Genomic DNA, 12995 nt, shown 5'->3' with positions numbered 1-12995 from the left:
ATAATTAAATTATACGTCCGAATCCCCCAAAAGGCAAAGGATTTCGTTTACCGTAAACTAAAAAAATAGCCGCAGATTCACACAGATGGACACAGATTATTTTCATCTGTGTGAAGGGTGTTTAAGTAAGGGAATTACTTACTGCTTTTTTTAGCATCATCTAATGATTCAACATCCCATGACCAGTCCCAGTGAAGGGTTATTGAACCATAGTCTGGATTAAATATATCCCAAGATTCACCAGAAGACCTTTCACCTCTCTCTATGACTCTTCCTTTTGCCCACCAAATTACACCACAACCTTTTCCTCCTATTGAACGGGCAACAACACCCCAGTTGTCTTCGTCAGGATAATATGTAAATACAGCTGTTACATAGCCAAGGTCATCATCTGCACTTCCAGGGTCTTTTTCATAGGCGTGCCAGGATATTGTAAATTGCTGTTTTTCTTTGCTGTCGCGAGAAAATATACCCATTATTTTTTTAGTGCTGTCAGAAAATTTTTCAGGTTGCGGTGAGTAAGCGTCAATAAATTGAGTTTTACCTCCGAATGTGTAATACAAGGCATCGTCATGGTCGTTTGTATCAAAATCTTGTGTTTTATTACTAGCAAGGTCTAATTCACTAAAATCCATGTTTGAAGGACTGTTTGAGAAATTCCAGTAGTATTGCGGGTCACAGCCTCCGTCGTCATCTGCTATATCCTTAACATAATGGGCATAGAAACAGAGTACAGCAGTTCTCTTTCTTTCTGTTGTAAAACTGTCGCTTCCAAGAAGTGTCTTAATGTAGTTATCTGCACTATCGGCTCCGGTATAAGCGTATAGATAGATCCAGTATTTTTTTTGGGGCTCAAGATGCAGCTTTAATGAATTTCCCGTTAAAAGCTGAGCCGGCTTTAGTTTTACAAAAAATTCATCTTTACCTTCCAGACTGGAGGTAGACGTTTCTGCAGTCGTAAGGGCTCCCATTGTTATGTAGGTATCAAGGTCTTTAGGTTCTACGTCGGATTTTTTGCCGAAAAGGACATAGCCTCCATATTCACCACCGGTACGTGTATCTGAATAAGCGTTCCAGGTAATGTTTACCTCTCCGTCTCCATAGCTTACCGCTTGTGCCTTAAAGTTTGAGAAGGGTTTAAAGGTAGACTTAACGTCAACAGTCCAGTAAGTATATAAATTTTCACTTTCAGATTGTGCTTTATAATTAGTAACAAAACATCTGAGTTTTATTTCATTTTTACCGATAACAAGAGGGATTTCTGTATCCGCTTTTAAATCCGACCATACTTTTTCTTTGTTTCCATCCTTATTTTTTACTTCCTTTTCATATTGAATCTTTGCAAATTCATTTTTTGGTGTTATATCAAGGAAGATTTTATCCATGTCTGTTACAATAGCTTTAGCCAGTTTTTTAGGACTATTTTCATTCTCGCTTCCATCTGCATCAAGTAAAAGTTTATTTTTTGTTCCAGTCAGACTTGTGCTCCAGAATTCTTTTGTTATGTCTATTTTTCTATTGTTTCTTTGTACCGGGAAAATAGGATCTATATCTTTTCGACCTTCTGATGACCAGTCTGGCAAATCATCACCATCTGTATCTGCCAGGACAGGATTTGTATAAACCCTATTGTCCTCATCTTCTCCATAATCCAGAATTTCATTTCGATAGGTTTCTTTATGAACACCATCTTTATACCAGCCGTATATTTCTTCATAATCGGTGAGGGTATCACCATCTGTATCTTTTTTGAAGTCACTTGAACCGTGAATAAGTTCAGAATTAAGAGGTACACCATCTTCATCCATATCAACATCAAAGTAGATGTTTAATTCATCACCTGCATTTACAACAATATTGTTAATATCCCATTCTGTATTTACAATTCCATCCGGGCCATAATAAGCATAACGGGCCTTTTTTAATATTCCGTTTTTTATATAGTTATGTTCAATATACCAGGAACCTTGTTTTGGACTGCTTCCGTTAGTTATTCCATAAAGAGATTTTAATTGCTTTTGATTTGCAGTAAGTTCATAACCAAAAGGAGAGTCCTTTTCAAGTTCAAGAATTTCATCAAAAATGTCCAGTAATTTTACAGGTTCATACTGATCATCTATTGAAGCTGCATCAGGGTTAAATTTATTTTTTACAGCAATATTATAGGTTTTTGCCTTTCTTCTGCTGCCTGACCCGCAGTCTATATATACAGCGGCTGTACGGGCACGGGTTTCCGTAAGGGCCTCTGTAAAGTCGTTGTTACCGCTCTGACTGTCCTTAAAGGTTGTGATTTGAAAGCCTGAAATTTCTACAATAATTGTATTTGAATATTTTAAAAGCTCCTCAAGTTCTCCTGTTGTAAGGTCAATTGTAATATTATACAGACCGCTCTTAGAGTTAGGACGGAGTGTCATAGGTGAATTTGTAGAATAGCTTCCAAGCGGAACTTTTAAGTTCTTTTTTCCATAAGGCACTTTATTTATTGCTATGGTTATGCTTTTTATTGTGTAGCCTATTTGTGTATCATTAAAAAGCCTTACAGGAATTTTTACTTTACCGCCATTAATTGTTTTTCCATGTGTTTCGCATGTGTTATGTCCGTGCTGCCATGATTTTGACCAGCCTTCTGTATCACTTCTTGCAAATGTGTAGGTATCTCCAGATGAGTAACTGCCAGAAAAACCGATAGTAAATCCACCTTCGTAAGATTTTTCAGTTTGGTTAAATACACCATCAGTAGCAGTCCATTTTTTACCCCATTTATGGGTTGTGCTGGCATTCCAGCCATGTGTCATATTAAAGGTTTTTGTGTTTGTGCTTGTGCTTGAACGGCTTCCTGTAGTTCCTTCTGATGTAGTTTGAATTTCTGTGCTGGAGTTACCGTTTGATAGCGTAATGTTATAGTAAATTTCTGGTTTTCCGTCAATTTTTACATCAACAAAAGGAGTGTCTGCAATCAGAGGACTGAAGGTTTTTGTTTCCTTGTTGTATAATGATAATTCCTGCTTATCTGTCCAGCCGTCTCCGTCTGTATCTTTACACAAAGGATCTGTAAAGTATTGATAAACTTCTTCCCAGTCTGTAAGACCGTCTCCGTCATAGTCTAATAAAGATTCCTGCGCATTCTTATTGTCTGGATCTGGATTAATTGCAGATAAAGTCCAGATTGCGTAAAGGACAATATTGCTGTCTACTTTGATTTTTGCGCTTGTTTTAATTGTTCCGCTTGAATCTTTATCGTAAATAACAAACTCGTCTCTTGAAATTTCATCAGTGTTGCCATCAGGGGTGCTTTTATATACTTGAAAGTTATAAGCTTCTTCGTGATATTCCGCAGCCTTAATTTCTGTAATACTAACCGAAGGTGTTATTCCCCATCCTAAAAACTTTATTCCTGTTTTTGGTGGATTAAGTCCAAGTTCTGCAGGTGTTTTAAGGGTAATGCAATCATTTGTATCCGGAGTGTCAGTCTGGCTTGTTGTTTTAATGCTTCCTCCATTCGGAGAGTACATGATTGTAATTTTTGGAATCCATTTTGCATATAAAGTAAGGTTTCCTGTAGTTCCTTTTGGAATAAAGGTCATTTCAGTTCCTGTAAAATCAGGATTTGTGTACCAGCCTGCAAAATCATAGCCGGTAAAAGAAATTCCATTACTATTAGTAGATGACACAATTGCAGGTAACATAATGTCATCACTCTGTCTTGTGTATGAACCAGGCCAAGTTCCTGTAAGAGTTCCGCCGTTAGGCTCGTAGGTAATGCTGTAAAGGTTTCCCAATGCGTTTACCACACATTCAGAAGTACTTGTTAATCCATTTACAATAGTTGTATATTCCCGGTATGTGCCTAAAAGCTGCTTTTTTTCTGCATCTGCAAAGAATTTAAAGATTGCAATGTAGTTTCCCGCCGGTACATTAGTAATTTCATATTTAGCATATCCTGCGGCAGAAGCTTCTCCTGAAAGTTCTATGTCATTAAAGCCAGGTACTGAATTTCCGTCTTTTTGGTAAAGTCCAGCTGTAACTTTTACTACATTTTTTGTGTTGTAACGCATATCTATAGAAAGGTTTCCTTTTCCTGAATAGTCTGTAAGGAAATATTCCATGGTAGGAGAGAAGGTGAGGATATTTTCGCCTTTCTGGATTGTTATGGTCTGTTCATCGCCGAATACAGCTCCGCCTTTTGCCATTACATATAATCTGAAGGTGTATGTTCCTGTCATAAAGTTGATTGTTGCGGCGTTCATTTCTGCTTCGCTGTACCAGTCTCCGGCGCAAACTTCATCCGGGGTGTTTAAAGTATCGTAGTCATATTTTTCTGCATAGCGCAGGGTAAGGTAAACAAGGTCTTTCTTTGAAAAGTCAGGAAGGGCAGTTCTGGCACCGCTTTGACCCATAGAGATTTTGAGAACTGCTTTTTCCTGATTGCCTGAAACCTGAGATGATGCAGATTGAAGTGAACTGTCATCAATAAGGTTTGAACATCCTGCAAAAATAAGAGAGGCAGCTAAAATGTATATAATCTTCTTTATCTTCATAAACTTACTCCTTATTGAATTGTCACTGAAATTTGTCTGTTTAATGTGAGGATAACATCTTTTTCTGTTTCTTCAATTTCGTTGTCACCTTCAACGTAGACTTCAAGAACACAGTTAATCTGATAAGTTTCTCCTTTTGTAAGCAGAGAATCTTTTTCTATTATCAGACAGTTATTGTCATTTTTATAAATCCCTTTTCCTTCCCACCAGGAATCAGAATCTGCTCTACCGTCAATTTCGTAATTTATGCCATATTTGTAATAGTAATCCTGCCTGTGGCTGATATATGGTGTAATTATTATGTTTCCGTTCTTTGTACTCTTGATAATTTTCAAATCTGTGTATTTTAAGCTTTCAATGGCAGAACCACCGGTAATTACCTTTCCTACGTTATTAGTCTGAACTGTAAGAGGAAGAGCTTCGCTTGCCTTTATGTAGCCTGGTGTATTTGCAATTCCGGATCCCTTTTTACGGAAATAGAATACATCCCCGGCATTTGCTGTAAATTCTTCTTTTGGAATTTCTGTCCATGTCTGTTTGTTGTCATTAGAAAATTCCAGGTCGTAATTAATTGAAGTAAAATCTACGTGCCCGTCAGTAATTTTATTTACTGCTGTAGAAAGTTCTGGAAGTTCTGATTCTGCGATTCTTTGCTGTACTGTTACATAAACACTTGTGCTGTATGATTCAAGATAACTATGTGTAAGTTTTATATCTACATTTTGAGAAACGTCCATACTATTTAAAGATTCGTTTGCAGTGTTTGTCGAGATAATAACAGGTCCTGTGAGTTTAATAAGCGGACTAATTGAGCAATTAGAAAGAAAATACTTTGTTCCAAATGCTGTAGTTAATTCACCTTTTATCTTCATTGTATCAAATGCTTCTCCTGTAAGAAGAGAGCCATCGTAATAAAGGGAATCAAACTTTATAGAGTCTGAAACTGTTTTTGCTTCAGAAGTTTTTGGTTCTAAGACTTTATTTGAACTCTGCCAGGTTTGTGTGACGATTACACGGAAACGTTCTCCTACATCATGTTCATGCAGTTCGTATGTTTTGCCTGTCGCTCCTGCGATATCAGTAAACATAAATTGGTTAAATTTCTGCCATTGATAGCTGACTTTACCGCCTGCGGCTGTTGCACTGCTGTCTGTATTTGGATTTGCGGTGTAAGTTTTTGCTTCAAGTATGCAGTTTAAATTTTCAATTTCTACATAATCTATTCCAACTTCCCTTATACAGCTATATTCGATGCAGTCGCTTTCATATAAAGAATTTCCCTGTGTATTATCTGAAATTGAATTAGGATATACTTCGTAATAAAGATAGGCGCTTTGACCATCTTCTTCCAGGGTGTTGTTTTCATCATCAACAAATTCCCTGAAGTCTTCTATGTCACAATTACCGCCCGCAATTCTGAACCACCAGTTAACAGTAACGTCTGACTCGTCGTAATTTTTTACGATTAGTTCCGGGTAGTTGTAGGTAGCTCCGGAACCGTTAAAAATCTTTTCCTGTGATTTGGCGCTGATTTCGTATTTTACCTTTGGCAGGTAAAACACTTCTGCGGTAGTTTCATTGTAGCCTTCGGCAGAGAAGGTGATTGTGTAATCTTTTGCCCCTTTTACTGATGCGTTGAAAGACTGGTCCATGGTCCAGGTGGCTGCGCCTTTTGAAACTACAGCGGTTGTAGAATAATTGTTTGCAGACGCTGCAAGAGTTGTTCCGTTTGGGGCGGTTGTTTTTGCCGTAAGGGTGTAATTAATAGAATTAAAATTTACATCGTAAACTGCAAAGTTTTGTTTTGGAATAGAGCGTTCAGCGGGACTTGAAGAGCTGTCTCCTCCGGCTGCGTTTGCACATGCTGTAACTGTTACAGTAAGAATTGATAGAAAAATTAGTGGAATAAATAAAATGTACTTATGGGCTTTTTTCATAGTTCAGCCTCCCTTGTGTTGTTTCAAAGGTGCGTTTTTTTAGAATGAGAATGATGCTCCGATTGTTGGTGCAAATTTAAAACCGAATGTTGACGTTTTTGTTGAATTTTTAATGGTTCCTTCAGTTGGATCACCAAATTCAGCGTTTATAGTTGTTGAGCCAGCCATTCCCTTGAATGCTAAATCTGCGAAAACTCCAAAGCCTTTTATGATTTTGTAATTGGCAAAAATATCTGCTCCAAAATCAAAAGAAGCTGCTTTAAAATTCATTTTAGCAGTGTTGCCATTCTGAGCAGCTTCATATTCATTTGCAGTTGCCGTTACTCCAATGACACCGAATGCAGCAAGAGTAAATTTGTCGTTACGGATAAATGCGTAACCTGCTCCTGCATCAAGGGAAATTTCTCCGGCCAATTTTTTATCAAATAAGCTGCTAATTTTTACTTTTCCCATTTCAGTGTCCATTTCAATGTCGTCATATTCGCTTTTGATGTAGCCGTCAATGACAAAATCTGCCTTAAATGCAAGTCCCCAATCCTTTATGATTCCAACCCAGAAAAGGTCGGTTCCAAGACCGGCTTGAGTAAAGTCTTTACCATCATAGTCTTTTGAATTACTTGAAGAGTTGTATTTAGTAACAGATACAGGAAGTGTAAGACCTGCTCCTACGATGTTTTCAAATTTTTCGCCTGCAAATGCAAAGAAGGTTAAAAATATGAATAATAAAATTGCACTTAGTTTTTTCATGTTTCCTCTATAAAACGATTTGTTAGATAAAAATGCATTATAATAATAACAGTATATATATATATATAGTGGAAAGCAAGAAAATTCTTATTGTGATTTTAAGCTTTTTTGAGCGGGAAAAAAAAGCCACAGAGCTGAGTCTGTGGCAATTTTAAGAATGGATTCTCGTGTCGGGCACGGGAATGACAAATTTAGAATGAAACTTCAGCACCGAGCTGAACGAAGCTGTTTTTGTGCCAGCTGCCGAACTCGCTTTCTGTTTCATCATAGGTCCACATTGCAAGTCCTGAACCGATGATTTTGAAGCTTGATGCAGGTTTGATTGTTACTTTTGGCATTACTACAAGGTCTTTGTGCTCAAAGCCGTAGAGTGCTGTAACTTCTGGAGCAAGCTTTCCGTTGAGGAAGCTTGTTGTGAAGTTTACGACAATCTTGTTGTTTGAGTAACCTGTAGAAGAGTAGTCTACGTCGTACAACTTGTAACGGCCATCTTCAATATCGCCATTTTTAAGAATGTATGTACCTGTTTCCTGAACGTTGAGGTTTGCATCCCAGAAAGGAAGGTCGATGTCAAAGCCGCCCAGCCACTGGATTGAGTTGTTGTGTACCCATGGATCATCGCCGGCTACGTCGTCTGTAAGGTTGTATGCTGCTTCACCGCGGAGGTTGAATTTCCACAAGATTGTTGAGAATTCAAGTCCGAAAGTCTGTTTGCGGTCGTAAGCAAGAAATTTGTCATCGCCTTTACCTGTTTTAAGGTAATCAGAAACATAATTTGTCATTTTCAAAGCGTTTACAGATGGCTGTTTGTAGTGTCCGTAGTAGTAGCTTACGCCAAGGTCAACCTGTCCGATTGAACCAGTTACGCGAAGACCACCCTGACCATATTCAAATTTGTTTGTGTCAGGATAAACACCGTCTGCAAGTGAGCTTGAGTTGTTCAAAGCGAGGAGGTAGGCAGTTTCGGTAGCGGCAACATAATTTTTAATAGCTTCTGTGGCAGTTGCATATGTTCCTAAACCGTATTTAGCGAGTGTAGCTTGATTAGCAGTGATATAAGCTGATAGTTTATCGTTCTCTCCTGCTGCTGTTAATGCTGTTGCTGTAGCAGCAATTTTTGCAGCATCAGCTTTTGCTTCTACTAATGTTTTAATATTCGAAGTAGCTGTGTTTTTTACTCTTGATGTCAATTCAGCAGATTTTGCAGGTGTCCAAACTCCGCTTCCCAGGCGGTCTACCGGCATGATTGGTGTGTAAACACCTTCAATCATAACGTTAGAGATTGCGCGGCTGTTGAGTGGCACTGCGTATACACCGCGAATCATTGGTGTAGAGATACGGCGGTCAAGGTAATCAGGAATGATGAAGTCTGAATAATCGTCAGAGTTGAAGTTGTCGATTACGTGCAGCTTATCACCTTTTCCCCATACTACCTTCATTTTTCCGGCTGTAAGGGTAAAGTTTCCAAGATATGCGGCAAGTGTGAGTTCATCAATTACATCAATAGGATGATTTTTGATTGTGTCCTCATTTACTTTGAGCTGAAGGTCTGCGCCGGCTTTTCCGCCGTCGTAATTAATTCCAAGCTTTGCGTTTGGAGTTGCAGTGATTTTTGTATCACCGATTCCGTCTACATCGCCTGCCATAAGGTAATCACGTACGTCAAGAGAAAGCTTTCCGCTGAATTCAACCGGAAGGGAAGAGCCGCTTCCTGAAGAAGAGCTGTCTGAGCCGAAATCATCGAATCCGAAATCGAAGTCTTCCTGGGCTGCAAGGCCTGTTGTCAATGCGGCAGAAATAACTGCCAATGTTATAATTTTACTGATTTTCATTTAAGTGCCCCATATGAGGTTCCAGGTTCTAGGTTTTAGGTTCTAGGATTTTTCCCTGGAACCTAGCACCTAACACCTAGCACCTATTTTCCTGTGTTAAGGAAGTTCTGAGTAAAGATTGAAGCTGGGAGGCCTTTTCCGCCGCCAATTTCGTTATCTACCAAAACCTTGCGGATATCCATAACTGTTTTGTGACCTGTTTTTACGTTTACAAGTGTGTTAGTCATTGGAATATCATAGTCACCGTGTTTTTCAATCTTTTCTACTGTCAGTGTTTTTACAAGAGCGTCGTTCTTGTCGTACATTTCTGTGTAGATTGGGTACATTGTTTTTTTGTCAATCCATGTAAGGCGCCAAGCGTACTGGCTTGATTTTGGATCTTTTGGAACTTCTTTGATGTTGTAGCAGTCATATCCGTTTTTTGTTTCGTCTTTAAGATATGTATGCTCGTCTTCATCTACATCGCGGGTAGAAAGGTCATCGTAAGTTGCGTCTGTACCAAGGAATGATTTTGTACCTTCGCTTGAGTTTACGCGGCGTGAAGATTTAAGTTCTGGAAGATAGATGAATTTGTCATCCGGCTTGTTGCCTTCGTTTTCAATCTGAAGGAAGCGTGTTCCTTTTTTAGAACCTGTCTTGAAATCCATTACAACTGAAGCCAGGTCGTTTTCGTTTTTACCGTATTCGATTGCTCCCCATTCTTCTTCTTTTTCGCCAGCTTTGTTGTACAAAGAAATGAAAAGCTGTGCCTGTGAGAATGCAGGTTTTTTGAAATCTGCAACGTCTTTCATGATTTTGTAGCCTTTTTCATCAGCGAAAACTGCTGAGCTGAGAAGCAAGAGTGCGGCGAATGTGCCAAAAAGTGTCTTTTTCATAAATATTTATCTCCTATAAATTAAAATACAAAATATGTTTATGTTCCGAAATTAGCTCCCGGTCGCAAAACTTGTATCAAAACCGTGCGATATCGCACTACATGCTGCTTATAGCAAAGAAACTATAATATACGTCGCTTACGCGACATGCTATAAGCAGAATGTTTTTGCTACAAGTTTTACTTCCTTGCGCTGATTTTTCCTTACATAAATTTAATTTTCCTTTTTAGAACGTATAAATTTTGGATCGAAGATGTTCAGAATACCAGGTATGATTGTCATGGCAAGCATACTTGAGCTGAACATTACGATTGCTACCAGGATTCCGATGTAGCGGAGTACAAGGAATTTTGAGCAGCAGAGAACCATAAATCCAAGTCCTACGGCAAGAGCGTTGGTGATGATACCGTGACCGCTCTTGAGGAAGGTTGTCTTTGTAACGGCTTCAAGGTCATCTGTGAGGGCGCGTTCCTGTTTGTAAGTTGACAGGAAGTGGATTGTGTAGTCAATACCAACTCCGACTGCTACAGAAGCGATGATACTTGTTACAAGGTCAAGGTTGATTCCGGCAAATCCCATAATCATGTAGTTCAAAAGGATAGTGAAGGCAAGTGGAACTGTTCCCAAAAGTCCTGCCCATCCTGAACCGAATGAAATTGTGATGATGATGAATACTGACAAAAGTGAAATCAAGAGTGAAGAAACCTGGCTTGATACTACAAGGTTTGTCATTGTGTATTCCATTTCTCCAGAACCTGTTGCTTCAATTGTGTAGCCTTCTGGGAAGTGCTCTGCGGCATAAGCCTTGGCGTCATTGATGATTTTACCTGTATCAATAGTAGAGAAGTTTCTCAGCTGGCAGGTTACGCGCATTACACGTGGGTTCAAATCACTGTCAAGGAAGCGGTCAAGTGAACCTGAAAGAAGTGTAAGGTAGCCGTTTACAACGCCTGCAAGTTCTTCACGGGTTGCTACAGGGTATTTTGCAGGATCATATGGGATTTCATAGTAAGCCATACCGTCGTAGTTGAATTTGCGTTCAAGTACGTCGAGGATGTCTTCAAAGTGAGCTCCCTGTCCGCCGGCTTCTGTATAAGCGTCGTTCAAAATCTTAATCATTTCGAAGGCTGTAACTTCGCCGTTCAAAAGTCTGTTGTATTCGATGTTAGGGTCAACCCAGTCTACAGGGGCTGCGGCTGGCGCTGAATCTTCTTCTTCGTCAAAGCTGAATTCGTCATCAAAGCTGAAGTCATCTTCGCCAAAGTCAAAGCCAGCATCAAAATCAAAGTCTGAAGTATCTGCGGCAACTGATGTGTCTGCAGCTTCTACAGAGCTTCCCGGTGCGAACCAAACCTGGTTGATGCGTTTAATGAAAGTTGTGAAAGATACGATTTTTCCGATGTTGTCGTATTTTTCTGCAAGGTAGTTCTGCATGTCATCTACGGCCTTCAAAATCTCTGGGTTTTTGATGTCACCAGGATTCTGTCCGCTGATTGTAAAGTAAACGCTGTTTGAACCTGCAAAGTTTTCATTTACGTAATCAATGTCCTGACGCATCTGAGTTTTTGCAGGGAAGTAGCCTACAAGTGATGTATCAATCTTAAGAAGTGAAAGACCGATTACAGAGAAAACTACGATTACAAGTGAGAAAATAATCATACGTGGTTTTGAGCCACAGAAGAACTTGTAAATATTGTAAGAAGTTCCGCTTGACTGTGTAGAAACGCGTCCTGTCATCTGCTGGATACGTCTTTTAATCTCGTGGATTTTCTTGTATTTTACAACTTCATCAGCAATTTCATTGATTTTCTTGTTCTGCTTTTCGAACTTTTCATTAATCTTTTTGTAAGATTTTGCGAAGAGCATTGCAGGAACGAAAGTAAGAGAAAGAATCAAAGAAAGGGCAACACCGATTGCTGTAAAGATAGCAAAGTCGTGAAGAGGCTCAATAGGGCTTGTTACAAGTGAGATAAAGCCGATTACTGTAGTAAGGCCAGAAAGCAAAACAGGCTTAAATACTTCGCGAAGGCCGTGATAAATTGCAGCTTCGTAAGTTTCTTTTGTGAATTCTACTCCAGACTGATTTGTGAGCTCAACGTAGTAGTGGGTAAGAACGTGAATACCGTATGCTGAACCTACCGCAATCAATGCAACCGGAATAACCGAAGAAACCAGGGTGAATGCCCGGCCTGTTACTGCCATAATTCCAACTGTTATAATAGTGGAAACAAGTACGTTGATTAATGGAAGCAAAGTTCCGTCTACTGTTTTAAAGCTGAAGTAGAGAGAAAGAAGAACAACGATTGTTACAAGAGGAATGAGTTTGATAAGGTCTGAAAGCATGAACTTTCTTGACTGCTCTGTAACAACAGGGTCACCGTAAACCTTGAAAGAAAGGTTAGGGTGGTCTGCAGTTTCTTCTGCTACGATTGTACGAATCTGATTAAGGATTCCCTGCTGGCGGTCTGCGTCTGTTACAACCTTTGTGCCGTTTTCCTTTGCGATTTTGCGGGCATTTGCGCGGTCTTCTGCGCTCCATGTTTTAATGGAAATCTGCATCTGTGTTGCCGAATCATCATCACTGATGATTACGCGGTTGTACATGTCTTCCCAGCCGTAAAGCTTTGATTTAAGTTCTGCAATGTCCTGGGCGCTTCCTGTGTATTCTTCAGGAATGAGCTGTGTTGCAGAAATTGCACCGTCGTGGTTGCAAACGTAATCGATGTGAGTAAGGGAATCAACCTCTTCTACATCGTTTACTTCAATACAACGGTCTGTAATTTTGCGGATTACTTCGATGTTTTCCGGTGTAAGGATGTCGCCCTTGTTGTCGGCAACGCTGACGCCGATTACCAGCATACTTCCGAAAACATCTTCTGTGTCGTTTAAGCGCTTGTAAGATTCATCTTTCTGTGGCATGAACTGTCTGATTGAGTTATCAATAACAAGTGTCATGATGAAAGAGCCGAAAAGACCTGTCAGGATTACTGTAAGTGCAATGATTATCCATGGTCTTTTGAAGAAAGCTTTTTTTAAGTCCATTTGAAACCAACTCCTTTTTGTTTA

At 39.4% G+C, this 12995-nt stretch carries 6 protein-coding genes; all 6 read right to left on the bottom strand.

Annotated elements, in window-relative coordinates; genetic code table 11:
* Positions 1 to 134: 134 nt before the first annotated feature.
* Positions 135 to 4538 (bottom strand): InlB B-repeat-containing protein, encoded by a 4404-nt coding sequence (locus tag T530_RS0102495; protein ID WP_027727655.1) that lies wholly within the window; start codon positions 4536 to 4538, stop codon positions 135 to 137.
* Between the two features lie 11 nt (positions 4539 to 4549).
* Complete coding sequence (locus T530_RS0102490; RefSeq protein ID WP_027727654.1) at positions 4550 to 6475, bottom strand: hypothetical protein; 1926 nt, start codon at positions 6473 to 6475, stop codon at positions 4550 to 4552.
* Between the two features lie 39 nt (positions 6476 to 6514).
* Positions 6515 to 7222 carry a hypothetical protein gene (locus T530_RS0102485; protein WP_027727653.1) on the bottom strand — a complete coding sequence of 236 codons (708 nt, stop codon included), beginning with the start codon at positions 7220 to 7222 and terminating at the stop codon, positions 6515 to 6517.
* 191 nt (positions 7223 to 7413) lie between these two features.
* Positions 7414 to 9054 (bottom strand): hypothetical protein, encoded by a 1641-nt coding sequence (locus tag T530_RS14570; protein WP_027727652.1) that lies wholly within the window; start codon positions 9052 to 9054, stop codon positions 7414 to 7416.
* Between the two features lie 83 nt (positions 9055 to 9137).
* On the bottom strand, positions 9138 to 9929 hold the full coding sequence (locus T530_RS0102475) for an outer membrane lipoprotein-sorting protein (protein WP_027727651.1): 792 nt from the start codon (positions 9927 to 9929) through the stop codon (positions 9138 to 9140).
* Between the two features lie 213 nt (positions 9930 to 10142).
* A complete protein-coding gene (locus T530_RS0102470; protein ID WP_027727650.1) occupies positions 10143 to 12971 on the bottom strand; it encodes an RND family transporter in 2829 nt (942 codons plus the stop codon).
* Positions 12972 to 12995 lie beyond the last annotated feature (24 nt).

Source organism: Treponema sp. C6A8 (assembly GCF_000619925.1).
Taxonomy (GTDB): Bacteria; Spirochaetota; Spirochaetia; order Treponematales; family Treponemataceae; genus Treponema_D.
Note: the sequence above shows the minus strand (reverse complement) of the source record. Positions and strands in the feature narration are given on the sequence as shown.